Annotated in this window: 14 protein-coding genes; 9 read left to right on the forward strand and 5 right to left on the reverse strand. The window is 72.2% G+C overall.

The genetic code is table 11. The features are described from left to right. The first annotated feature begins 90 nt into the window (after positions 1–90). The 4 genes from INQ48_03800 to INQ48_03815 all read left to right on the forward strand — a co-directional run bounded on the left by INQ48_03800 (position 91) and on the right by INQ48_03815 (position 10,964). Positions 91–1,128: a porin gene (locus tag INQ48_03800; protein QRF58400.1), complete on the forward strand. Its 1,038-nt coding sequence runs from the start codon at positions 91–93 to the stop codon at positions 1,126–1,128. 139 nt (positions 1,129–1,267) lie between these two features. Further along, complete coding sequence (locus INQ48_03805) at positions 1,268–3,409, forward strand: CHAT domain-containing protein (GenBank protein QRF60597.1); 2,142 nt, start codon at positions 1,268–1,270, stop codon at positions 3,407–3,409. Between the two features lie 257 nt (positions 3,410–3,666). Then, positions 3,667–5,382, forward strand: a complete 1,716-nt coding sequence (locus INQ48_03810) for a ShlB/FhaC/HecB family hemolysin secretion/activation protein (GenBank protein QRF58401.1) — start codon at positions 3,667–3,669, stop codon at positions 5,380–5,382. 2 nt (positions 5,383–5,384) lie between these two features. Further along, on the forward strand, positions 5,385–10,964 hold the full coding sequence (locus INQ48_03815) for a filamentous hemagglutinin N-terminal domain-containing protein (GenBank protein ID QRF58402.1): 5,580 nt from the start codon (positions 5,385–5,387) through the stop codon (positions 10,962–10,964). Here INQ48_03815 and INQ48_03820 read toward each other — a convergent pair. Beyond that, a complete protein-coding gene (locus tag INQ48_03820) occupies positions 10,961–11,815 on the reverse strand; it encodes a glycosyltransferase family 25 protein (GenBank protein QRF58403.1) in 855 nt (284 codons plus the stop codon). The genes INQ48_03815 and INQ48_03820 overlap by 4 nt on opposite strands. Before the next feature lie 77 nt (positions 11,816–11,892). Between INQ48_03820 and INQ48_03825 the strand changes: the two genes are divergently transcribed. After that, complete coding sequence (locus tag INQ48_03825; GenBank protein ID QRF58404.1) at positions 11,893–13,599, forward strand: glycosyltransferase family 2 protein; 1,707 nt, start codon at positions 11,893–11,895, stop codon at positions 13,597–13,599. On the opposite strand, the gene INQ48_03830 is transcribed toward INQ48_03825, so the two are convergent. From INQ48_03830 to INQ48_03845, 4 genes are all read right to left on the reverse strand, one after another. Continuing rightward, on the reverse strand, positions 13,557–14,354 hold the full coding sequence (locus tag INQ48_03830; protein ID QRF58405.1) for a hypothetical protein: 798 nt from the start codon (positions 14,352–14,354) through the stop codon (positions 13,557–13,559). The genes INQ48_03825 and INQ48_03830 overlap by 43 nt on opposite strands. A gap of 22 nt (positions 14,355–14,376) precedes the next feature. After that, positions 14,377–16,359 (reverse strand): response regulator, encoded by a 1,983-nt coding sequence (locus INQ48_03835; GenBank protein QRF58406.1) that lies wholly within the window; start codon positions 16,357–16,359, stop codon positions 14,377–14,379. Beyond that, the gene (locus INQ48_03840; GenBank protein ID QRF58407.1) at positions 16,356–17,411 is read right to left on the reverse strand and encodes an ABC transporter substrate-binding protein; all 1,056 of its coding nucleotides are present in this window, start codon (positions 17,409–17,411) and stop codon (positions 16,356–16,358) included. Before INQ48_03840 ends, INQ48_03835 begins: the two co-directional genes overlap by 4 nt. Before the next feature lie 183 nt (positions 17,412–17,594). Beyond that, on the reverse strand, positions 17,595–19,484 hold the full coding sequence (locus INQ48_03845; GenBank protein QRF58408.1) for a hybrid sensor histidine kinase/response regulator: 1,890 nt from the start codon (positions 19,482–19,484) through the stop codon (positions 17,595–17,597). 321 nt (positions 19,485–19,805) lie between these two features. Between INQ48_03845 and phnD the strand changes: the two genes are divergently transcribed. The 4 genes from phnD (at position 19,806) to tssK (ending at position 25,787) form a co-directional block, all read left to right on the forward strand. Next, positions 19,806–20,807 carry a phosphate/phosphite/phosphonate ABC transporter substrate-binding protein gene (gene phnD / locus INQ48_03850; protein QRF60598.1) on the forward strand — a complete coding sequence of 334 codons (1,002 nt, stop codon included), beginning with the start codon at positions 19,806–19,808 and terminating at the stop codon, positions 20,805–20,807. Next, positions 20,714–21,814 (forward strand): phosphate/phosphite/phosphonate ABC transporter substrate-binding protein, encoded by a 1,101-nt coding sequence (locus INQ48_03855; protein QRF58409.1) that lies wholly within the window; start codon positions 20,714–20,716, stop codon positions 21,812–21,814. The genes phnD and INQ48_03855 overlap by 94 nt, the downstream gene beginning before the upstream one ends. Positions 21,815–21,916: 102 nt before the next feature. After that, a complete protein-coding gene (tssI, locus tag INQ48_03860; GenBank protein QRF58410.1) occupies positions 21,917–24,310 on the forward strand; it encodes a type VI secretion system tip protein VgrG in 2,394 nt (797 codons plus the stop codon). A 145-nt stretch (positions 24,311–24,455) separates the two neighbouring features. Beyond that, a complete protein-coding gene (gene tssK, locus INQ48_03865; protein QRF58411.1) occupies positions 24,456–25,787 on the forward strand; it encodes a type VI secretion system baseplate subunit TssK in 1,332 nt (443 codons plus the stop codon). Positions 25,788–25,800: the final 13 nt, after the last annotated feature.

The following is a 25,800-nucleotide window of genomic DNA, read 5'->3' on the forward strand; positions in this document are numbered from 1 at the left end:
AGCGCCGCATTCCGCACCACCACCATCACGCCGCGCCGGCCCAAGGGCCGCAGCGCCGGCTTTCGCTCGCCCATTTTTCGGAAGACACCCATGCGCCACATCCCCTTCGCGTTCCGCGCCGTCCTGGCCGCCCTGTTCCTTGCCTCCTTGCCGCTGCTCGCGCAGGCCCAGTCGAGCGTGCAGGTCTTCGGCACCGTCGACCTCAACTTCACCTACAGCAAGGCCGGCGGCAAGAGCGTGCGCGCCATGGACCAGGGCGGCAACATCTTCCCGAGCCGGCTGGGCTTTCGCGGCAGCGAGGACCTGGGCGGCGGGCTGGTCGCGAGCTTCTGGCTCGAGTCGGCGCTGCTGCCCGACACCGGCGAGTACCAGGGCGTCTACTGGCACCGGCGTTCCACGCTGAGCCTGTCGAGCCGCACCTGGGGCGAGCTGCGGCTGGGCCGCGACTACGTGCCCACCTTCTGGAACGTCTCGCAGTTCTCGCCCTTCGGCACGGTGGGCGTGGGCGGCTCGGCCGCGATGGTCGAGGGCTGGCCCATGGGCCTGGGCGGCGCGCGCACGCTGGTGCGGGTCGACAACTCGGTCGGCTACTTCCTGCCGCGCGACCTCGGCGGCTTCTACGGCCAGGCGATGTACGCGATGCCCGAGGGCGCGGAAGGCATGCGCTATGCGGGCGCGCGCCTGGGCTATGCCAGCGGCCCGCTCGACGTCGCGGCCGCCTATGGCCGCACGCCGGTGGCCAACGGGCAGGTCTACCGCACCGCGACCGTGGGCGGCACCTACGACTTCGGGCCGGTGAAGCTCTATGCCAACTACCACCGCCACCAGGCCTTCAACGACCGCCAGGTGCACGTGATGGTGGGCGCGAGCATGCCGGTGGGCCCGGGTGTCATCAAGGTGTCGGCCGCGCGCGCCAATCGCAGCGGCCCCGGCCTCGATGCCGACGACGCGACCCAGTTCGCGGTCGGCTACGTGCACTGGCTCAGCAAGCGCACGGCGGTCTACACGGCCTATTCGCGCATCCGCAACCGCGGCAACGCGGCCTACGTGGTGGCCGATTCCTCGCCCGCCGGCTCGCCCGGCATGCCCTCGAGCGGGCTGCAGTTCGGCATCTCGCACAACTTCTGAGACCGGGGCGTGACGTCCCCCTAGTCCATTTGCGCTAGACCGTATTGCGAATAGGCGGGGGTAGGGGCCGTCCCTAGACTTTCCCCACGAGGCCAGAACGGCGCGCACTTCCGCGGCGTCGATGCCCGCCAAGGCGGGCATGCCGGCCGCGCGCGGGGGTCCAATGGCGAGGTTTTCGAGAATGGGATGGGCGCTGGGATGGGCCGGCGTGGTGCTGCTGACGCAGCTGTCGCCGGCGCAGGCGCAGGAAGGCCCGAGTGCCGAGGCCGCGGCCAGCAAGATGGAGCAGGCCCGGCTCGCCGACACCGACACGCTGCTGGCGCTGACCAGCGAAGGCGCGGTGCTCTACGGCCAGGACAACGTCAAGCTGTCGGGCTACCAGTACTGCAGCCAGGCGGTGGCGCTGGCCGAGGCCGGCGAGTTCCGCCAGAGCGTGCGCGCCGCGAGCAAGGCGCTGCACCTGGCGAACACCACCAACGACCCGAACCTGCGCGCGATGGCCAACCGCGACCTGGCCATCGTCTACAGCTATTCGGGCCAGCTCGAGAAGGCCGAGCAGTTCGCCCGCGAAGCGCTCAAGAGCGAGGCGCGCGATCCCAAGCTGGTGGTGGGACCGGTGCAGAAGGTGATCGGCGACGTGCGCACGCGCCGCGCCGACTACGACGGCGCGATCCTCAGCTACGACGAGGCCCTGGCCAACAGCTCGCCGCGGTATGCGCCGCTGGTGCAGGCCTCGCTGGTCAATGCGCTGATCGAATCGGGCACGCCGGCCAACACGCAGCGTGCGCGCGAACTGATCGGCACGCTGCCGCAACCGAAGGACGCGCCGCTGGCCGCGCAGCTCGACCGCACGCGCGCACGGCTGCTGCTGGCCGAAAACAAGCCGGCCGAGGCGCGCGATCTCTACCGCACGCTGGCCACGCGCCAGGTCGGCGCCGACAGCGGCTACTACCAGCTCTGGGCCTGGGACGGCGTGGCGCGCAGCGAGGTGGCGCTGGGCCAGAAGCAGGCCGCGGCCGAGGCCGTGGGCCGCGCGCTCGATGGCGTGGACAAGGTGCGCGCGAAGTTCCGCAGCGAAGAATTCAAGATGGGGCTGTTCTCGGACCTGCAGTCGGTGTTCGAGCGCGGCGTGGCGATCTACAGCGACGCGGGCGACAGCGGCCGCGCCTTCGAAGTCAGCGAGCACAGCCGCTCGCGCGCGCTGCTCGACGCGGTGCGCGGCCGCGCGAAGCTCAGCGAGCAGGCCGCCGCCACGGTGGACCTGGCGACGCTGCAGCGCACGCTGGCCGCCGACGAGCGCGTGGTGCAGTTCCATTCGCTGCCCGACCGGCTGATGGTGTGGGTGGTGAGCCCCGCGGGCATCGAGAGCAAGACGATCCCGGTCAAGCGCGAGGAGCTGACCGAGCTGGTCGAGACCTTTCGCAACACCATCGTGCGCGGCCGCCGCACCGCGATCACCAACGCCGACAAGCTCGGCGCCGCGCTGCTCGGCCCGCTCAACCTGCAGCCCGGCCAGCGGCTGGTGATCGTGCCGCACGGCCCGCTGCACTACCTGCCGTTCCAGGCGCTGCGGCTGAACGGCCGCTACGTGATCGAGACGCACCCGGTGGCGGTGGCGCCCTCGATCAGCATCGCGGTGCAGCTCGCGCAGCGCACGCCGCGCGTGAACGCCACGCTCACGGCCTTCGGCAATCCGCGCATCGAGGACAAGTACGACCTGCCGGGCGCGGAGAGCGAGGTCAAGCAGCTCGCCCAATACTTCCCGAGCAACACCGTCTACATGGGCGCGGCCGCGACCAAGACGCAGTTCCGCGACGTGGCCTCGCGCTCGCCGCTGATGCACGTGGCGGCGCACGCGGAGGCCGACGAGGTCGATCCGCTGTACTCGCGCATCCTGCTGGCCAACGAGGGCGGCAAGCAGAACTTCCTCGAGGCGCACGAGATCCTCGAGCTGCCGATGCAGGGTACGGCCCTGGTGACGCTGTCGGCCTGCGAGTCGGGCCTGGGCCGCATCGCGCAGGGCGACGAGGTGCTGGGCTTCACGCGCTCCTTCCTCTCCGCGGGCAGCTCCAGCCTGATCGCATCGCTGTGGCCGGTGTCGGACGACGCGACGGCCGTGCTGATGAGCACGCTCTACGGCGAACTCGCCAAGGGCCGCGACCTGCAGAAGGCGATGCAGGCGGGGCAGCTCGCGGTGCTCAAGGATCCCAAGATGTCGCATCCCTTCTTCTGGGCGCCGTTCAATCTGATCGGCAACTGGCGTCTGACGGTGGGGAGCTGAAATGAAACACCAACAGCCGGACGCAGAGGACGCGAAGATTTCGCAAAGGGCGCGAAAGAGAAATTCAAAATTTTCTTGCCTTCCTTTTGCGTCCTTCGCGCAACCTTCGCGCCCTCTGCGTCCGGAAGTCCGCTTTCGTCTTCGACCCCATCTGTCGCTTCATGCGATGCGGGTGGCGCGCAGCGCAATGGATAACTGAGATGCGAAACGAAAACCTCTCGAAAAGCCCGCGCCCCGATGCGCGGCGGAGCATCCCCATGCGCGTCCTGCAACGCTCCACGCCGATCGCCCTCGCCGTCTCCGCCCTGTTCGGCGCCGCCTTGCTCGTGGCCGCCCAGCGTGCCCATGCCACCGAGGCCGAGGAGACCGCCTTGCTGCCCACGCAGGACCCCTGCGGCAGTTGCAACCGACCGATCGCCCAGGCCACCGGCGGTGTCGCGCCGCAGACCCTGCCCGCGCCGTCGCGCAACACCTCCGCCACCGGTGCCTTCAAGCTCAACGACCTGCGCCTCAATGGCGTGAAGGCGCTGAGCAACGAGGAACTGCAGTCGATCACCTCGCCCTACATCGGCCGCGACGTCACGCTGGCCGACCTCGAGGAACTGGCGAAGGCGATCACCGCGCGCTACAAGGAGCGCGGCTACTTCCTCGCGCAGGCCGTGGTGCCCGTGCAGACCGTGCGCGACGGCATCGTCGAGATCAGCGTGATCGAAGGGCGGCTGGGTCGCGTCGACGTGCTGGTGGCGCCCGAGGCACCGATCGCCGAGGCGCGCGTGCGCGGCTTCCTCGCGCCGCTGCAGCCGGGCGAGGCCGTCAATGCACCCGCCTACGAACGCGCCATGCTGCTGCTGTCGGACCAGCCCGGCGTCAAGGTCTCGTCGGCGCTGCAGGAAGGCACGCAGCCCGGCACCACCGATCTGTCGGTCGAGGTCGCGGCCGCGCCGCGCTGGGCCTTCACCGCCGAGGGCGACAACCACGGCACCAAGGAGTCGGGCCGCTACCGGCTCGGCGGCACCGTGCGCTGGCTCAGCCCCTTCGGCATCGGCGACAACCTCGACGCGCGCGTCATGGTGTCCGACAGCAATGCGCTGCAGTACGGCCGCATCGCCTACGAGGCGCCGATCGGCACCAGCGGCCTGCGCGCCGGCATGGGCCTGGCGCGCGTGAGCTACGACCTCGGCGGCCAGTTCTCGGACCTCGACGCGCAGGGCCGCGCCGACGTGCTCGATTTTTCGCTCAACTATCCGTTGATCCGCCAGCGCCAGCAGAACCTGTTCCTGCGGATGACCGCCGACCTCAAGGACCTCAAGGACGAGATCCGCGTCGTCGACTACGACGTGAAGAAGCGCGTGCGCGGCATCGGCCTGGGCTGGGCCTGGGAGCGGCGCGACGACGTCTTCGGCGGCGGCTACTGGGCCAGCACCGGCACGCTGTATCACGGCTCGCTCTCGATCCGCGACCCGCAGACCCTCGCGGCCGACCAGGCCTTCGGCGGCCGCCGCACCGAGGGCGGCTTCACCAAGATGAGCTTCCAGCTCTCGCGGCTGCAGTCGATCGTGCCGCGCCATTCGTTGTACCTCGCCATCGGCGGCCAGTGGGCCAGCAAGAACCTCGACGCGTCGGAGAAGCTCGCGCTCGGCGGCGCGCGCGCCGTGCGCGCCTACCCCTCGGGCGAACTGCTGGCCGACCAGGGCGTGATCGGCACCGTCGAATGGCGCTGGTCGGTCAACGAGGAGTTCACGCCCTTCGTGTTCTACGACGCGGCGCGCGGCAAGCTCGCGCGCCGTCCCTCGCCCTTCGACGGCGAGAACTCGCACAGCCTGCGCGGCTACGGGATCGGCATGAGCTGGTCGCGCCCCGGCAATTTCTCGATCAACGCGACGCTGGCCTGGCGTGACGGCACACCGCGGGCGCAGACCGACGGCGGCGGCCACAACCCGCGGCTGTACGTCCAGGTTCAAAAGGCGTTCTGACCATGAAGCAACGCACGTCTCCTCTTCTTCGCGCCACCACGCGCCGCCTGCGGCTGCGGCCGGTCGCGTTCTCGCTGCTGTGCGCGGGCGCCGTGCCCGCGATGGCGCAGGTGCTGCCCACGGGCTTCCTGCCCTCGGCGCTGCCGGGCAACGTGGTCTCGATGACCCAGGCCGGCAACATCATGAGCATCGTGCAGGGCAGCCAGCGCGGCATCGTCAACTGGACCACGTTCTCGATCGGCGCCAAGAACATCGTCAACATCCAGCAGCCCAATGCCTCGGCGATCCTGCTCAACCGCGTGACCGGCAACGAGGTCTCGAACATCGCGGGCCAGCTCAATGCCAACGGCCGCGTGTTCCTGATCAACCCGAACGGCGTGATGTTCGGCGCCGGTGCCACCGTCAACGTGGGCGGGCTCGTGGCGTCGACCCTGCGCCTGACCACCAGCGACGAGAGCTTTCTCGGCGGCACGACCAACTTCACGTTCGAGCGGCTCAACGGCGAGGCGAAGATCGTCGACAACGCCGGCACCATCACGGCGTCGGGCGGACCCGTGGTGCTGATGGGTGCGGGCGTGAGCAACAGCGGCACCATCACCGCCGACGGTCAGACCGTTGGGCTGGCCTCGGGCCGCAAGATCACGCTCGACCTCGCGGGCGACGGCCTCACCAGCATCGCGATCGCACCCGACTCGATGGCGACCAATGCCTCGGTCAACAACACGGGCACCGTGCAGGCCGACGGCGGCAAGGTCGTGATGGTGGGCCAGTCGACCACCATCGGCGAGCTGGTGGTGAACCAGACCGGCGTGGTGCGCGCGCGTTCCGTGGGCACGAAGAACGGTGAGATCGTGCTCGGCGGCGGTGCCGACAACGAGGTGCGCGTGGGCGGCACGCTCGACGCGACCTCGACCGGCACGGTGGCCGGCGGCCGTATCTCCGTGGCCGCGGGCAATGTGCGCGTGGTGGATCGCGCGCTGCTCGACGCGAGCGGCGATGCGGGCGGTGGTTCGGTGCAGGTCAAGGCACTCAACGGCCTGTCGATCGCGTCGGCCCCGCCGGAAGCGCGGGCCGCGCTGGACGAGTCGGGCGCGGTCCTGCGTGCCAACGGCCGCGCGGGCAATGCGGCGGGTGGCGAGATCCGCATCGAGCAAGCCACCTACGCCTCGCTGCCGGGCACCGGCAGCGAAGCGCCGCCGGCCACCCGGCTCGGCCTGCATCTGTCGGGCACGCTGTCGGCCACCGGGTCCGGCTCGGGCGCGGGCGGCAACATCGTCACCAGCGCCGATGCGATCCAGGTCGGCGACGACCTCGCGCTGTCGGCCGCAGGCGGCGCGAACGGCGGTGCCAACGGCAAGTGGACGCTGAATTCGAACAAGCAGATCGTGGTGACGCCCGACGCGCCGAACTACGACCCCGGCAGCTTTCTCGGCGCCGGCGGCATGGCCTCGAGTCCGATCAGTGCGCAGGCGCTGGGCGGCGCGCTCGGCCAGGGCACCGACGTCACGCTCGCGAGCAACGCGGCCAATGCCGAGGGCGGGCAGGAGCGCTTCGGCGTGCTGTTCGACACCGCGGCCCAGGTGGTCAAGAACGAGAGCGGCACCTCGTCGCTGCGCGTGGATTCGGCCACCGGCATCGCGATGCTCGACGGTTCGACCATCCAGTCGAAGAGCGGCGCGTTGAACGTGGACTTCAATGTCGATGCCAACGGCACGGTGCCTGGGGCCGGCAACACCCCGATCGTGACCTCCGAAGGCGAGGGGGCCGCGCAGATCCAGATGACGAACGCGCGCATCGAGACCAACGGCGGCAACGTGCGCTTCTATGGGCAGGGCGATGCCGCCAACGGCCGCGCCATCGGCTATGCCTCCGAGTTCGGCGATTCGGGCGTGGGCGCCGGCATCGAATTGCGCAACAGCCGCATCTCGGCCTGCGGCGTCGATGCCGCCAGCTGCACCGAGGGCGGCGTCATCAATCTGCGCGGCGAGGGCCGCACGCTGTATTCGAGCTCCACGCTCAACGGCAGCTCGGGCGTGCTGATCTCGAGCTCCGAACTCATCACCGGCAGCGGCGCCATCACCGTCGACGGCGTCGGCGGGCTGGCCGCCAAGGGCGTGGAGATCGGTCGCGAGGCCGGCAGCGTCCCGGGCCCTCGCAGCCGCATCGCATCCACCGGCGGGGACATCGTGCTGCGCGGCAGCACGCGCGGATGGAGCACCGGCGATGCCGTGGGTCGGCTGCGCTTCAACGTCGCGGGTGCGGGCGTGCAGGCCGAAGGGGTCGACATCGCCACCGGCGGCAACGTGCGCGTGGAGGGCCAGGGCGCCGACCTCGGCACGCTGCTGGGCACCGACGAATTCGCCAAGCTCTCGGCCTCGGCCACCATCAATGCATCGCACGGCGTGCTGATCGGCGACGCCGGCATCACGGCCGGCCAGGGCCGGCGCATCGACGTCGTCGGCACCGCCGGCAGCGCGGGCGTGATCTACGACTTCAACGGCGTGCCGACCCCGCCACCGGCCGGCATCGACGAAGGCATCACGCCCGCGGCGGTGTGGATCCGCGCCAGCGGCGACGGCCAGGGCCTGCGTGCCGAGGGCGGCCAGATCAACGTGGTCGGCGGCAACGGCGACGTGCTGCTGCAGCGCGGCGGGCAGGCCGATGCGCTGCTGAGCACCGCGAGCCGCACCGTGGCCGGCGGCGCCATCGCCGTGACCGGCCGCAACATCTACGGCGGCGGCCTCGCGGGCGCCACCGGCAAGCTGGCCGACGCGAGCGGCGCGGGCACGGGCGGCGACATCCGCTTCGAGGCCAGCGTGAGCGACAAGACCGGCGGCATGCTCGCGCTGGCCACGGGCATGGGCGTGCTCGCCGACAGCACCTCGGCCAGCGGCAACGGCGGCAACATCCGGCTGCTCGCGGGCAACGGCCTGCGCGCCCACGGCACGCTGTCGGCGCGCGGCGGCAGCGCGGGCGGCAACGGCGGCTTCATCGAGACCTCGGGCACGCAGTTCGACCTGACCGGCATCCGCGTCAACGCGGGCGCGCCGGCGGGCACCGCGGGGCAGTGGCTGATCGATCCCTACGCGGTCACCATCGTCAATGGCGCGGCGGCCGGCACGCTGCCGACCAATCCCTTCGACGCGGTTGCCACCTCGACCATCCAGGACGGCGACATCAACGCCGCGCTCAACGGCGGCGCGAGCGTGAAGATCACCACCGGCACCGGCGGGCCGGGCGCGGGCAGCATCACGCTCGCGAACAACGCGCTGATCGACTACAACGCCGCCTTCGGCCCGCTGAGCTTCGAGCTGGCCTCGGGCAACAGCATCCAGGGCGGCCTGGGCACGGTGATCCGTTCGTCGGGCAAGGGCGGGCCGCTCACCGTGCTGTTCAACGCGGGCGTCAATCCCGACGGCACGCCCGCGGCCACGCCCGGCTCGATCAGCTACAACGGCACCATCGCCACGCGCGGCGGCAGCGTCACGATGAACGCGCGCGGCGACGGCAGCCCCACCAGCGGCTTCATCCAGCTGAACGGCGCCACGGTGCAGACCGATGGCGGCGCGGTCACGCTCTACAGCGGCCAGCCCGGCGCGCCCACCGGCTACGTCGCGCTGGTCGACAGCCAGATCGACACCCGCGTCGGCCAGACCGATGCGGGCGCGGGCGGCGCGGTGCAGATCGCCGGCGGCAACGTGACGCTGGCGGGCGCGCAGATCGCGAGCTCGACCGGCAACGTCGACATCCGCGGCACCTCGGCCGACTGGAACAGCGGCGTGGTCATCACCGACGGCCGCACGCCGTCGACCATCTCGACCACCAGCGGCAACGTGACGGTGCAGGGCGTGGCGCGGCGCCAGGCCTCGTCGACCTTCGCGGCGGCGCATGGCGTGCTGGTCAACGGCGGCAGCAGCATCACCACCGGCAGCGGCAGCATCGCGCTGCGCGGCTACAACTTTAACAACGACACCACCGTGCCCGCGGCCACACCCGACTCGGGCGTGCGGCTGGAGAACGGCGCGCGCATCGTCACCACCGGCGGCGGCGACATCGAGATCACGGGCCGGTCGCAGAACGGCGGCACCGGCGTCTCGATCGAGGCCGGCGGCTCGCCGAGCCTGCCCGGCACGGCGCCCGTGGTGCAGGGCAGCCGCAACGTGGTGCTGCGCGCCGTCAACGACGGCAGCACCGACGCGATCGTGATCGGCACGCCGGTCAGCGCGGCCAACGCGATCAACCTGAGGCCCGGCGGCATGGACGCCAACTTCGTGGTGTCGGACGCCACCAATGCGCCGATCGTGCTCGGCGGCGCGGGCACCGGCGGCTTCTCGGTCTCGAGCGCCGAGTTCGCGCGCCTCACCGCACCCACCATCGTGGCGGGCAGCGCCACCCATGCGGCCGACATCACGGTGGCTGGCGCCATCGCCACGCCGGGCGCGCTCACCCTGCAGAACGACGCCGGCGGCAACATCGCGGTCAACGGCACGGTCGGCGCCTCGCAGCTGGGCCTGCTGTCCGACGGCCGCATCACGCAGTCGGCCGCGGGCGCGATCACCGCCACCGGGCTGCTCGCGCGCTCGAGCGGCGCGAGCGTCGACCTGCAGAACCCGGCGAACAACGTCGCCACCGTGAGCGGCGGCGCCGAGGGCGGCTTCGCCTACGTCGACGCGAATGCCGTGACCATCGGCGCGCTGAGCGTGAACGGCTTCAACGCCGCGACCAACCAGCTCGCGCCGACGGCCGCCGCGTCGATGTCGGCCGGCACCGTGTTCGTGCGCACGCTGGCCGGCGACCTCACGCTGGGCACCGGCGTCACCGCGAGCACCAGCGCCGACCTGGTGGCGGCGGCGCGCTTCCAGAACCCGGGCGCCTTCACCATCGGCGCCGGCACCTGGCGCGTCTGGGCCGACACCTGGATCGGCGAGACGCGCGGCGGCCTCGCGGGCTCGGGCCCGCTGCCCAACCTCTACCACTGCGCCTACCTGGGCCTGTGCACGGTGACGGTGCCGGCCACCGACAACCACTTCATCTACGCGCAGCAGCCGACCGCGATCGTGACCGTGGGCAATGCCGCGCGCCAGGAAGGCGCGCCCAACCCCAGCTTCACCTACAGCGTCAGCGGGCTGATCCTCGGCGACAACGCCTCGAGCTTCAGCGGCGCGCCGGGCACCAGCGCGAACGCCTCGAGCCCGCCGGGCAACTACCCGATCGATGGCGCCTTCGCCTCGGCGGCCGGCTATGCGATCCAGGTGGTGCCGGGCAACCTGCGCGTCGATCCGGGACCGCCGCCGCCGCCCGCGCCCCCAGCGCCGCCGGTCGCGCCGCCGCCACCGCCCTTCGTCTTCCTCGAGCGGCCCGAGCTGCCCTCGGTCGACGTGGTGCGCGACCAGCCCTCGACCTACCTCTACGACCGCAACATCGGCCAGGCGCCGATCTGCGTGGCGACCGGACCGCTGGACGGCGACCGCGCCGCGCAGGGCGGCGACGTGCTGGCGCGCGAATGGTCGCGCGTGCGTTCTCGGCCGAACCTGCTGAGCTGCGTGAACACGGAACGGCGCAACGGCTGCGCCGACTTCTAGGCGTCCCGCGCCGTGATGACGAACAGCTGCGCCATCAGGTCGGCCAGCAGGCGCAGTTTCGGATCGTCGGTCAGCGCCGCGTGGCGGTAGCCGGCCACATGGGACTCGAGCCCATCGATCGGGCCGGCGAAGAACAGCCGGCGCAGCGCGCCGCCGAGCGCGTCGTTCTCCGCCGCGCGCGGGCGGTCGTCGATGGTGCTGTGCGCATGGCTCTCGAGCCGCGGCGTGGCGAGGAAGGGCGCGAGCACCGCCGCGCGCAGGCGGCCCTCGGCCACCCAGCGGTTCAATGCCATGTCGAAGGCCTGCGCCGGTCCCTCGGCCAGCGCCTCGCGCAGCAGCGGCGGCAAGGCGCGCAGTCCCTTCGGCGTGGCGAGGTAAGCGACCGCGCCCCAGTTGTAGAGGCCGCGCGCGTCGAGCACCTCGATGCCGGCGATCGCATCGCGCGGCACGGTGGGATCGGCGGGCAGCTGCTTCTTCAGCGCCTGCCACAGCGCGAGCAGGACGGGGGCCGAGGTGTAGGGCAGGCATTCGAGGAACACCAGGTCCCAGTCGGCGAGCTGCGCGAGCGCCTCGGGCCGCAGCAGCGGCGGCAGCGCGCGGCTCAGCAATGCGTCATCTTCCAGCACCAGGAAGAAGTCATCGGGCGGCGCGCCCTCGAGCGCGCGCGCATGCGAGAGAAAGCAGGCGCGCTCGCCGGCGCTGGTGGTGGCATCGGGTGCCGCCGCGGGCAGGGTGGCCGCGTCGATCGCCTCGAAGCGCGCCACGCCCTCGATGCCGAGCGCGCGCAGCTGCGCTTCCATGGCCGCGCGGCGATCGCCACTGCGTTGCAGATTGATGAAGCAACCGTTCATGATGCGGGGATGAAGCAGGTCCTGCCATTGTCTCCCTTGTCGCTTGCCATCGCGCCGATCGCCGAAGGGCGGACCGCATGATGCTCAGCGTGGTGCTGCCGTTCTATCGCAAGCTCGCCGAGTTCGAGCGCGTGGCCGCGCTCAACGCGCCGCACTGGTCGCGCGCCGGCATCGAGGTGGTGATCGCGCTCGACGAACCGGCCGAAGAACAGGGCCTGCTGCAACTGCTCGCGCGCTTCGATGCGGTGCGCTGGCGCGTGGTCGTCAACGACCGGCCGCATGGCTGGCGCCCGCCTTGCCGCGCCATCAACGTCGGCGTGCGCCATGCGCGCGGCCGCTTCGTGCTCGTGCATTCGCCCGAGTCGGCCTACGTGGGCGACGCTCCCGCGCTGGCGCTGCAGGCCGCGCTGTCGGTCGAGCGCGGCGTGGTGCTGGGCCGCGTGGGCTTCGCGCGCTTCGACGCGGTCGACGGGCCACCGGCCACGCTGGCCGCGCTGTTCGCGCGCCAGGTGCCCGAGGCGCTGTTCCTGCGCACCTTCTACGGCTCGCTGTGCGGCCCGCGCGAGGCCTTCGAGGCGGTCGGCGGCTACGACGAATCCTTCACCGGCTGGGGTGGCGACGACGACGACTTCCGCGTGCGGCTCGAGATGGCGGGCTGGCGGCTGTCGGCCTGCGCCGAACTGAAGCTGCTGCACCTGTCGTTCGAGACGCGCGACGGCGCCGAGCAGTTCGATCCCGACAACGACTGGCGCAAGTGCACGCCCGCGCAGGCGCGCGCGAACGGCGAAGACTGGGGGCGCGATTTCGCGCGCATCGCCCGCGACGACGCGCCGCCGGCCGATGCCGGGGCCGTGCCCGCATGGCTGCAACCCGCACCGGTGTTCGCGATGGGCTCGCGCCGCCAGTGCGAACTCTGCGCGCGCATGCTGCACCACGAACCGGCGCCGCACTACTTCTGCCCGCGCTGCAGCGCCGAGCCGCCGAAGCCGCTGGCCGCGCGGCCGCGCATCGTCTGCGTGCTGCAGCTGCGCAGCGAGGCGCGGCTGCTCGAAGGCTGCCTCGCGCACCTGCGCGAGCATGTCGACGGTTTCATCGCGCTCGACGACGGCTCGACCGACGACACCGCGCAAATACTGCAACGCGAACCCAAGCTGCTCGAGCTGCTGTCGAACCCGCCCGGTGGCGACTGGAACGAAACGCGGAACAAGCAGCGGCTGCTCGAATGCGCGCGGCGCCATGGCGCGGGCTGGGTGCTGGTCTGCGATGCCGACGAGCGCTACGAGACCTTGTTCCTCGAGCACCTCGGCGCCATCGTCGATTCGCTGTTCGAAACGCAACTGGGTTGCCTCTCGCTCGCGGTGCGCGAACTCTGGGACGCGCCCGACCGCTTCCGCGACGACGGCCGCTGGGGCAGCAAGTCGCGCGTGTGTCTGTTCCGGCTGCCGCGCGAGATCGCCTTCGACGCGGCGCCCGCGCTGCACGGACCCTGGTATCCCGACGCGGTCGCGCAGCATGGCCGGATGTTCCGCAGCTACTTCCGGCTCTACCACCTGCACATGATCCGGCGCGAGGACCGCATCGCGCGGCGCGACCGCTACCGGCAACTCGATCCCGAGCGTCGCTGGCAGCCCATCGGCTACGACTACCTCACCGAGGAAGGGCCGGAACTGCGGCTCGAGAAGATCGCGCCCGATCGCGGCTACGACCTGGCGAGCCTGCCGGCCGACCTGGCCGATCTGCTTCAGGCCGACGGCCCGGCGCTGGCCGCGAGAGAGCGCGCGTAGTCGCCGCGGTAGACGCGCGTGCCGGTGTGGGTGAGGCGCGAGTGCGTGTCGACGAAGACCTGGCCGCCGATCGATTGCCAGCGGCGGCAGAAGGCGAAGTCCTCGCTGAGGTAGCGGCCGTTGCCGGGCTCGGCCCAGACGTCGAAGAAGCGGTGGTGCGGCCAGGCCGCGGCCGCCTCGTCCTCCATGCGGTCGGGCGTGTAGCGCAGCTCGGGCAGGGCCTGCGCGAGCCGCTCGAACACGGCGCGCTCGATCAGCATGAAGCCGGTGGGCGCGTCGAGCACCTCGACGAAGCCGTCGGCATCGACGCGCGCCGCGACGTCGGGGCCCGTGAGGTTGACCGGGTACACCGCGTGCTTCGCCTCGAAGTCCTCGCGCGTGCTGCCCGCGGGCAGCGGCTGCGCGAGGCCGGCGCGCGGCCAGCCGTCGTTCTTGTGCGGATAGGCGCCGGCCACCACCGCGCGGCCGGCCAGCAGCAGGCGCAGCGCGGCCTCGGGCTCGAAGCCGATGTCGGCATCGATCCAGAACAGGTGGGTCCAGCGGCTGTCGGCCATGAACTCGGCCACCAGCCGGTTGCGCGCGCGCGGGATCAGGCTGTCGCCGTCGAGGAAGCGCGTCTGCATCGGGAAGCCGTGGCGCCACGCGAGGTTGACCAGCCCGAGCAGGCTGCGCACGTAGTCGCTGGTCATCGCGCCGCTGTAGCTGGGCGTGGCGATGAAGGGGCGGATGTCTTTCAGGGCGTCGATGGGCAGCATCGTGGAGGGGAAAGGACCGTGTTCATGCGGGCTGCGCATGCCGCCGCGTCGACAGCAGCGCCCGAAGCTTCGCCGGTGCCACCGGCTTCGTCAACAGCGTCGCGCCGCTGTGGCGCAGCCGCTGCAGCGCGTCGGGCCCGGTGGCGCCCGAGACCAGCACCGCGAGCGCCTCGGGCTGCAGCCGCTTGGCGGCGTCGATCACGTCCATGCCGTCGGTGTCGCCGGGCAGCTGCAGGTCGCACAGCACGGCGTCGTAGGGGATGTCGCCGGTGCCCAGCCGCGCGATCGCCTCGGCGCCGGTGGCCACGCATTCGACCTGGCAGCCCCACTGCTCGAGCAGCGCGCGGCTGCCGTCGAGGATGGCGGGGTCGTCGTCCACCACCAGGCAGCGCAGGCCCGCGAGCGGCGCGGGCGCGGGCGGCGCCGGCTGCGGCGGCGCGATGTCGGCGGCATTGGCCGCGGGCAGGGTCAGCGCGAAGGTGCTGCCGGCGCCGAGCGCCGAGCGCAGCGCGATGCGCGTGCCCAGCAGGGTGGCGATGCGCGCGCAGATCGCGAGGCCCAGGCCGAAGCCGCGGCGGCGGTCGCGCTCGGTGTTCGCCACCTGGTAGAACTCCTCGAAGATGCGCTGCTGGTGGATCGGCGCGATGCCCACGCCGTTGTCGCGCACCTCGATGCGCACGCCGCGCCCGCCGTCGGGGCCGCTGCGCGCGCGGCGCGCGGCCACCAGCACGGTGCTGCCCGCGGGCGCATGGCGCAGCGCATTGCTCACGAAGTTGCCGACGATGCGCTTGAGCAGCGCCGCGTCGCTGCGCACCGCGAGGCCGCGGTCGCTCCAGCGCAGCCGCACGCGCAGCTCGGCGGCGCTGGCCGCGTGCTGGGCCTCTAGCTGGTCGAACAGCGCGGCCAGCGAGACCTTGGCGATGGCCGGCGTCAGCACCTGCGCGTCGAGCCGCGAGATCTCGAGCAGGTCGTCGAGCAGCACGCCCATGAACTCGGTGCTCTCCTGCAGCCGCAGCACGGCCGGGCGCTGCGCCTCGCTGGCGCCGGGCAGCAGGCCGTCGATGAACAGGCCCATGGCATGCAGCGGCTGGCGCAGGTCGTGGCTGGCCGCGGCCAGGAAGCGCGCGCGCGACAGCGCGGCCTGCTCGGCCTCGGCCATGCGCTGCAGCGCGACCGCGGTGGCCTCGCGCACGCGCTCCTCGCTGACTTGGCGGTTGTGCTGCAGCCGCTCGGCGAGGCGGTCGATGTCGTGCGCGAGCATGGCCAGCTCGTGCGTGCCGCGCGAGCCGCCCTCGACCACGCCGCAGCGCATCTCGAAATGCCCGGCCTCGAGCGCCGCCACCGTGCGCGACACGCGGCGCAGCGGCCGCGCCACGGTGCGCGCCATGTGGCGCACCGAGGCCCAGGCCGCGAGCAGCGCCACCATCGCGATGCCGATGCCCGCGAGCAGCGAACGCGTGCGCTCGCGCGAATAGGCGGTGGTGTCGCGGAAGGTCTGCACCAGGCCGACCGGCGTCTCGCCCGCGGCGGTCGAGCCCGCGGGCGCGAAGGCGCTGGCGCGCGAGGCCTCGCGCAGCGTGACCGGCGCGGTGAACATGCGCAGCTGCGCGAGCGAGCCGGCCTTGGGCCCGGCCGTCACGTAGACGCCGGCGCTGTTGCTGATCTCCACGCGCATCACCTGGCCGCCGCGCAGCGCGGCATTGGCCACGTTCTGCAGCGCGGGCAGGTCGCCCGCGTAGAGGCTCAGGTCGGACATCGCCGCCACCTGGCGCGCCACCGCCTGGCCCTCGGCGTCGAAGGCGGCCTCGAGCGTCTGCAGACGGTTGTGGGTGAACCAGGCGGTGAGCGCGAGCGCCACCGCGACGCAGGGCACGACGCCGAGGCGGAACAGGTCGCGCTGCAGGTTGCCGCGCACCACCAGCGCGCCGGCGCTCGGCACGGGCGTCTGGGCCGGCGCCGTGGCCGGGCTGGGATCCGCGCCCTCGGGCGGCCGGGTGGCGCTCATCGGGTGGCGGTCAGGCGCTCGGTCAGTTCGCGTTCCTCGGGCAGCCGCAGCCCGAGCCCGCGCGCGACGGTGGGATTGATGCGCACGGTGGCGGGCGTCGCGGCCTCCACCAGCGGATTGCCGCCGCTGCCCGCGCCGCCGCCGCCCGTGACCTTCTGCGCCAGCAGCCGCGCCTGCTGCGCGAGCTGCGCCGGCGTGGAGACCGCGGCCGCGAGGCCGCCCGAGCGCACCAGGCCCTCGCTGGCGCCGAACACCGGCAGGCCGGCGCCGGCACCGGCGCGCAGCACCGACAGCGTGGCCGCCTGGTTGTCGCCGATCAGGTCGGGCAGCACCATCAGCGCATCGCTGCGCGGCACCACGGCGCGCAGCGCGGTGGCGAGCGAGCGCGCATCGGGCGCGTACTCCACCTGCAGGTCCCAGCCGCCGCCGGACTGCGCCTGCGCGGCGCGCTGCAGGTCGCGCACCAGCGGCTCGGATTCGGGCGTGGCGACCACGCCGATGCGGTGGCGCTGCGCCGGCAGCACCGCGCTCACCAGCGCGAGCTGGTCGGTCATGGCCGGATCGCGCAGCAGCACGCCGACGCGGCGGTCGGCGCGGCGCAGCGCGGGGCTGGCGCGCAGGCCCTCGTAGTCGAGCCGGCTCAGCATCGCGAGCACCAGCGGCTCCTGGCCCGGACGCTCGATGGCGGCGCGCGCGGCCACCGCGCCCACCGCCATGGTCAGCGAGCCGCCGTCGGCGCTCGAGATCGAGGACCGCATGCTGCGCGTGCGCACGCCGACGTTGACGTCGCCGGGCTCCGCCGCTGCCGTGTCGGGTGCGCCTGGAGCGAGCCGCACCAGCTCGAAGCGGCTCGCGGGGTCCAGCCCCTGGCGCAGCTGCTGCACGAACTCGGCATGCGCGGCGAGGTCGTCGCCCATCAGCACCGTGAAGCCGGCGGCCGGGCACAGCGCGGCGCCCAGCAGCGCGGCGCAGGCCAGCAGCGCACGCGTGGCACCGCGCAGCAACCGGTTCGTGCAGGGGAGGGGGAGAGAGGTTTTCGCGGCGACGGACATGAAGGCTTCTGCCACAAGGGGCGACGGTTCAATGTACGGAAGCGCCCCCCTTCGCGCGATAAGGCAGAGGGCTTATGCCCGCGGCGCGCACCCTGATGGGGTGTGAGGAAGTTCACACGGCAACGGCCGCTTGGCCTATCTCCGATGGCGTATCGCCACCGAAGCCCGTTGCCCGGGACGTTCTCAGGCCTGCACGGCCTGCGCCGCGGCCGCGCGCTGCGCCAGGATCGCCTGGCGCAGCACGCGCGGCGACACCGGCTTGTAGAGCACGGTGATGCCCGCGCTCTGCACCTCGCGCAGGCGGTCGGGCTTGGTCTCGCCGGTGACCAGCAGCCGCGCGGTGCCGATGCCGATGCCGCGCGGATGGCGCTCGAGCGCGGCGATCACGTCGAGGCCGTTGTCGCCGCCCTGCAGCAGCAGGTCGCTGACCACCACGTCGGGCGGCGTGGTCCAGCGCTCGGCCATGGCCAGCGCCTCGGCGCGGGTCTGCGCGGCCAGCACCTCGGCGCCCCAGTTCGACAGCACCACCGTCAGGCCCTCGAGGATGGTGCGCTCGTCGTCGATCACCAGGATGCGCAGGCCCGTGAGGCAGTGCTCGTCGTTCTCGGGCACGGGCAGCGCGGCCACGGTCGGTGCCGGCAAGGCGGCCGGCGCCGAGCGCACCAGCACGCGCACGCAGGTGCCCTTGTTGACGCGCGAGCTCAGCTCCACGCGCGTGTTGAGCAGCTCGGCCAGCCGCTGCACCGTGGCCAGCCCCAGGCCCATGCCGCGCGTGCCGCGCGCGGCATGGCGGCCCGAGGGCTCGACCTGGTAGAACTCCTCGAACACCCGCGCCTGGTGCTGCTGCGCGATGCCCACGCCGGTGTCGACCACGTCGATGCGCACGCCGCGCCCGCGCTGGCGCGCGCCGATCAGCACGCCGCCCTCGAGCGTGTGGCGCAGCGAGTTCGACACCAGGTTGTTGAGGATGCGCGACAGCATCACGTAGTCGCAGCGCACCCACAGGTCGGTCTTGCGCGCCACCAGCCGCAGGCCCTGCTGCTCGGCCACCGGGCGGAAGTTGCGGCTGATCTCGTCGAACAGCCGGTCGAGCGGGAAGTCGACCCACTGCGGCTGCAGCACGCCGGCGTCGAGCTGCGAGAGGTTCAGCAGCTCGGAGAACAGCCGGTCGAGCGAGTCCACGCATTCACGGATGTGGCCGATGCGCTGCAGCCGCAGCGGATCGGTCTCGCCGTTGGCCAGGCCGTCGGAGAACAGCGTGAGCGCATGCAGCGGCTGGCGCAGGTCGTGGCTGGCGGCGGCCAGCAGGCGGGTCTTGGCCTGGCTCGCGACCTCGAGCTGCTGGTTCTTGCGCGCCAGTTCGGCCGTGGCCTCGGTGATGCGGCTCTGCAGCAGCCGGTGGCTCTCGGCCAGCGCGCGCGCGGCCTCGTTGAAGCCGCGCTGCAGATGCTGCACTTCGGAGGTGCCCTCGATCGTCACGCTCGCGGCCTCGCCCGCGCCGAGCCGGTCGACCGCCTTGCCGAGCGCGCGGATCGGCTCGCTGATGCGGCGTGCCGCCCACCAGCCGGCCAGGCCCACGCCCACCAGGCTGGCGCCGAGCACCAGCACCACGTTGAGCCAGACCGAGCGGCGCGCGTTCTGCACCGCGCCGAGGCTGATCTCGACCATCACCTTGCCGCTGGCGCGGCCGTCGTCGCCCACGATCGGCACCACCACCTGCAGGCCCTCGCCGCGCGCGCGGTCCATGGTCTCGGAATTGGCCACGATCTCGCCGTCCTCCGACCAGATCTGCACCTGCTGCACGTGCGGCTGGTAGGTGCCCGACTGCGCGGTGCGCTGCAGCGCGCGCCGGTCCATGCGCGCGATCGGCGCCTGCGCCACCGTGGCCACCTGCAGCGCCACCGTCTGCGCATTGGCGCGCATCAGCTCGGTGAGGTTGTCCAGGTGCTGGCGCGTGAGCACCGTGATCGCCACCAGCGTCGCCACCATGGCCGGCAGCATCGCCAGCAGGATCAGCTGCTGCGCGAAGGTGAGCCGCGCCAGGCCGCGGACGACGGCGAAGTTCCAGTTCATGGATGCGGGAAGGGCATGGCCGGCGAGCCTACGGAGGCCTTGCAAGGCAGGGAAGACGGGAAAAACATCACGAAAACTGCTTCTGGTTGATATCTAATGGCGTCCGCTTCGCCATGTTAGACCGGCCGGTTCGTTGCGGCCCTTCTCGTTCGTCCAAATATGCCGGCTTTCCCGCGCCGTTCCAAAGGCCCCTCCGAACCCACCGGTAGCCGTCGCCCCGCCTGGCGGCGCTGGCTGGCGGTGGCGCTGCTGGGTGCGGCGCTGCCGCTGGCGGCCGCGGCCCAGGGGCAGGCCGCCCCGTCGTTGCCCTCGGTCTCGACCATTCCCCCCTCGACCCAGCCCACGCCGACCCAGCCCGTCAAGGGCGGCTTCACGGCCGCCGCCGGCCATGGCGCAGAGGCCGCGCCGCTGCGCTTCGGCATCCTGCCGCTGGGCGGCGCCTTCGAATCGCGCAGCGACTGGGACCCGCTGCTGGCCGAGCTCAGCCGCGCGCTCGGCCGGCCGGTGGCGGTGCTCTCGGTCAATTCGTACGAGGCGCTCGAGCAGGCGATCCAGCGCGACGACGTCGACATGGCCTTCCTGTCGGGCAAGATGGCGCTCGACGCCGTGAGCCAGCGCCGCATGAAGGTGGTGGCGCAGGTGGTGCGGCACGACGGCCTGCCCGGCTACCGCGCGCTGCTGCTGGCGCGCAAGGCGCCGCCGTTCAACACGCTGGCGGGCCTCTTGGCCGACCCCGACCGCTGGCGCCTCGCGCGCGGCGAGAAGCAGTCGGTGTCGGGCTTCATCGTGCCGCAGCTGCAGTTCTTCCTGCCCCACCACATCGCCATGGAGACCCGCTTCGCGAGCGAGGTGGTGGGCACGCACCAGGTCACGGCGCTGGCCGTGGCCAACAACGAGGCGGACGTCGCCACCAACAACACGGCCGACTTCGAGCGCTTCAGGCTGCGCTTCCCGGCCGAGGCCGGCCGGCTGCAGGTGCTGTGGGAGTCGGAGCTGATCCCGCATGCGCAGATCGTGATGCGGCGCGACTACCCGAGCGAGCTGCGCCAGCGCGTGCAGGCCTTCCTCGTGGCCTACGGCCGCGCCAAGGGGCCGCGCGGCGATGCCGAGCGCGTGGTGCTGAAGTCGCTGCACGACCTCGCGGGCTTCGTGCCGGCCGACAACAGCTCGCTGCTGCCCGCGGCCCGGCTGGCCTACCAGCTCGCCACGCAGAACGCGAAGACCGCGCAATGGGTCAACGACGCCGCGCGCCAGGCCCGGCTGCAGCGGCTGGACAGCGGCTATGCCGAGCAGGTCGGCGTGCTGAAGGACGTCTCGCCTTGATCGCCTGGCTGCGCGCCGCCTTGCTGGCCGTGCTGGCCTGCGCCGTGGCGCCCGCCGCGCTGGCGACGCAGCCGGCGCCCGTCAAGGCGATCCGCTTCGGCGTGCTGCCGCTGGGCGGCGCGGTCGAGTCGCGCGCGCTGTGGACGCCGCTCCTGGCCGACCTCGGCCGCGCCATCGGCGTGCCCGTGAGCGCCTACTCGGTCTCGTCGTACGAGGAGCTCGACCGTGCCATCGGCCGCGACGAGGTCGACATGGCCTTCCTGTCGGCCAAGATGGCGCTCGATGCCGTGACCCAGGGCCGCATGAAGGTGATCGCGCAGATCGCGCGCCGCCCCGGCATGCCCGACCACCGCGCCGTGCTGCTGACGCGCAAGGCGCCGCCCTTCAACAGCCTCGAGGCGCTGCTCGCCAAGCCCGAGTCGTGGCGGCTCGCGCGCGGCGACAGCCGCTCGGTGACCGGCTTCCAGGTGCCGCAGAGCGAGCTGTTCCTGCCCAACCACATCGTGATGGAGACGCGCTTTCGCAGCGAGATCGTCGACACCCACCAGGCCACCGCGCTGGCCGTGGCCAATGGCGACGCCGACGTGGCGACCAACAACACGACCGACTTCGAGCGCTTCCGCGAGCAGTTCCCGGTCGAGGCCGAGCGGCTGCAGGTGGTGTGGGAATCGCAGCCGCCGCCGGGCGCGCCGATGGTGGTGCGGCGCGACTGGCCGCCCGAGTTCCAGGCCCGGCTGCAGTCCTTCCTGACCCACTACGGCCAGGGCAAGGGCGCGCGCGCCGATGCCGAGCGCGAGGTGCTCCGGACCCTGCGCGCGGGCTTCGGCTACGCGGCGGCCGACGACAGCGCGCTGCTGCCGCAGGCGCGGCTCGACCGCCAGCTCGGCCGCCAGCGCGCGATGGCCGCGCAGTGGGTCAACGATGCCGCGCGCGAGCAGCGGCTGCAGCGCATCGAGAAGGTCTACGCCGACCAGGTGCGCTTGCTGGGCGGTAACCCCGCGCGCTGAGACATATCTCCCGCCCGGCGGCGCCGGCGCAACCATTGTTCGCAGTGCCAACGCGATGGCGCTTGCACACTGCGCGACCTCGTTTCCCTGGAGGTCACGCCGATGTCGAATCTGCCGCGCACGCTGTCGGTCCTTGGACCGGCGCTTCCCCTCGTCGATGGTCAGCCCGCGCTGCGGGCCGTGCGGTTGTCGGGCCGCGAGGGGCTCAATGCGCTGTTTTGTTATGAGCTGCTGCTCGAGTCGCCCGGTGACGCCGACCTCGACCTCGATGCCTTCATCGGGCGCGAGATCCACTGCCGCATCGCGCTCGACGACGGGCTGGAGGGCGTGCGCGAGATCAACGCGCTCGTCACCGAGGCCGCCTTTCTGGGCGAGGCGGGCCGCCACGCGCAGTACCTGCTGACATTGCGGCCCTGGCTGCACCTGGCCGAATTGCGCACCGACTGCAGGATCTTCCAGGACCTGACGGTCGTCCAGATCCTCGAGGCCCTGCTCGCGCGCTACCCCTTTCCCGTCTGCTGGCGCCTGGCCGAGCACTATCCGCCGCGTGACTACCAGACCCAGTTCAACGAGAGCGACTTCGCCTTCTTCGAGCGGCTGTGCCAGGAGTGGGGCATCGGCTATCACTTCGAGCATGCGGGCGGGGTGCACCGGCTGGTGCTCGGCGATGGGGCGGGGGCTTTCTGCCCCGCTGCCGGGCGCTACCGCGACCTGGACTTCCACCCGCCGGGCTGGAAGCTCGATGCGGAGTACGTTCACAGCTTCGTGCCCATGCGCCGGCTGGTCAGCGCGCGGTATGCGAGCCGGGAGTACGACTACATGCGGCCGCGGGCCGATCTTTCCGTCAGCCAGGGTGGTGATTCACAGGCCGAGGTCTACAACTGGCATGACTCGGTGGGCGGCAGCCACTGGGCGCAGCCGAGGGCCGGGCGCGGGGGATTCGAGGAGGCGGCGAACGATCCGTTCGCCGAGGGACGTCAGCTCGCACTGCTTCGCCTGCAGGCCCTGCGCGCCGACGCGGTCCGCGCAAATGGCTGCGGCCCTCTCCGCGGCCTGGCTCCGGGCTCCACCTTCCGTCTCCACGGCCATCCGCGCCAGGAAGTCGAAGCCACCGAGTACCTCGCGCTCGACACCCGCTTCCTGATCGAGGAAGTCGGCGCCGACAGCAATCGCCGCGAACACTGGCGCGTGAATCTCGACTTCACCGCCCACCCGCTGGCCGAACCGCTGCGCCCCGCGCTCGTGCGGCCCAAGCCCGTGGCCGTCGGCCCGCAGGTGGCAAGAGTGGTCGGCCCTGCAGGCCAGAACCTCTGGACCGACGCCCTGGGCCGCATCAAGGTGCAGTTCCCCTGGGACCGCGAGGGTGCGCACGACGCCCACAGCAGCTGCTGGCTGCGCGTGAGCGCGCCGTGGGCCGGCAACCAGCTCGGCGGTGTCTTCCTGCCGCGCATCGGCCAGGAAGTGATCGTGAGCTTCATCGGCGGCGACGCCGACCTGCCGATCTGCACGGGGCGGGTGCATGACCGGGACAACCTGCCGCCGTGGGCGCTGCCGGGTCAAGCCGCGCTCAGCGGGTTCAGGAGCCGCGAGCTGACCGAGGGCGGCGGCAATGCCGCGGCGGGGCGCAGCAACCATCTGGTGCTCGACGACACGCCCGACCGCATCCAGGCCCAGCTCAGGAGCGACCACCAGTGCAGCGTGCTGAGCCTGGGGTGCTTGGCGCGCATCGAGGACCATGCGGGGCGCAAGGAGGAGCGAGGCGAGGGCTTCGAGCTGCGCACCGACGGGCACGGCGTGCTGCGGGCGGCGCGCGGGATGCTGATCACCACCGAGGCCCGGCCGAACGCGGCGAACCATGCGCTGGACATGGGCGAGACCACGGCGCGGCTGGCCGGTGCGCAGGAGCAGCACCGCACGCTGGCCGAAGCCGCCCTCGCCGCGAAGGCCCAGGACGCCGGCGACGATCAGGCGCGGGTGGCGCGCGCGTTGGCAGCCCAGAACGATGCGATTCGCGGCGGCCCCGGCGATCCGCCCGCGGCCCGCTTCCCGGAACTGCGGGCAGCGCAGTTGGCGCTCGCCAGCGCGGGAGGCATCGCCGCCACGACGCCCGGCAGCCTGCACCTGCAGGCCGGCGGTCCCCTCGCGCTCACGAGCGAAGGCCCCGCGAGCTTCAGCGCGCTGCGCCGGCTGCTGGTCGCCGCGCGCGAGGGCGTGCGCCTGTTCGCGCTGCGCCACGGCATGCGGTGGGTCGCGGCCAGCGGCGCGGTCCGCCTCGAGGCGCGCGCCGACGCGATCGGCGTCCGGGCCCGCGGCGCCGTGCGCATCACCAGCAGCACCACGGAAATCCGGATCGCGGCGCCGAAGCGCGTCGTCGTCAACGGCGGCGGCAGCTTCAGCGAATGGAGCAGCGCGGGCATCGTGCACGGCACGCCGGGCCGCTGGGTCGAGCACGCGGCCAGCCACCTCAAGACCGGGCCGGTCGACCCTCCCGAATAAGCACGCGTCTACTCCCTTCGCCGTACGTCCTCGCGCGCCGCCTATGCCGTTAGCTAGGCCTTAAGGCGGATTTGCCCACGACTTCGCGCGCCGGAAACTCACCGCTTCTTACAGGCAGCCCTTGCCGTTGACGGAGTGCGAGCGGATGAGTTGGCGAACAAAAGTGGTCTGGAGCGAGGGGATGCTGCTGCAGCCCCAGCACCTGCAGCAGAGCGAACGACATGCCGATCACGCGCGGCACGTGCTGCTGCGCTCCACCACGCCCTATGCCTGGGGCTTCGCCGAACTGGAGATCGACCAGGCCGCGCTGACGCTGGGCAAGCTGGCGCTGGTGCGCGCGGTGGGCGTGTTCGGCGACGGCACGGTGTTCGACATGCCGGCGGTCGATCCGCTGCCCGAACCGATCGACATCCCGCAGGCGATGCGCGACGAAGCCGTGGTGCTGGCGCTGCCGCTGCGCCGCGCCGGGGCGCGCGAGGCCGATGCCGAGGAATACGAGGAACTGGTGCGCCACCGCGTGCTCGAGTCCGACGTGCCCGACTCCAACACCGCCGGCGAGCGCACCGCGATGCTGCAGCTGGGCCAGCTCCACACGCGCCTGATGCGCGCCAGCGAGGCCACCGACGCCTGGACCACGCTGGGCGTGGCGCGCGTGGTCGAGCGCCGCGTCGACAACCAGGTGCAGCTCGAGCGCGCGATGCTGCCGCCGCTGCTCGACGTGGCCGGCCATGCGGTGATACGCGCCTGGCTCGACGAGCTGCTGGGCCTGCTGCGCCAGCGCGGCGAGGCGCTGGCCGGGCGCATGACGCAGGGCGGCACCGGCGGCGTGGCCGAGATCGCCGACTTCATGCTGCTGCAGACCGTGAACCGCAACGAGGCGGTGTTCGCGCACCTCGCCAGGAGCGCGATGCTGCATCCGCAGCGCTTCTTCGAGCAGGCGCTGGGCCTGGCCGGCGACCTCGCGAGCTTCCGCGACTCACGCCGCGTGGCGCGCTTCGGTCCCTACATCCACGACGACCTCGCGATGAGCTTCCGGCCGCTGATGGACGACCTGCGCCGCAGCCTGTCGATGGTGCTCGAGCAGTCGGCGATCCGCATCGACCTGCACGACCGCAAGCACGGCGTGCGCGTGGCGGTGATCAGCGACGTCGAGCTGCAGCGCAACGCGGTGTTCGTGCTCGCGGTCAACGCCCACATGCCCAGCGAGGCGCTGCGCGCGCGCTTCCCGACGCAGGTCAAGATCGGCCCGGTCGAGCGCATCCGCGACCTCGTCAACCTCGCGCTGCCGGGCGTCACGCTGACGCCGATGCCGGTGGCGCCGCGCCAGATCCCGTTCCATTCGGGCGCGAACTACTTCGAACTCGAGACCCGCAACAGCGACCTCTGGCGCCAGCTCGAGCAGTCGGGCGGCGTCGCGATGCACATCGCGGGCGACTTCCCGGGCCTCGACCTCGCGTTCTGGGCGATCCGTGGCTAGCCACCGGCAAAGG

Origin of the sequence: Variovorax paradoxus, assembly GCA_016806145.1 — a bacterium.
Lineage (GTDB): Bacteria > Pseudomonadota > Gammaproteobacteria > Burkholderiales > Burkholderiaceae_C > Variovorax.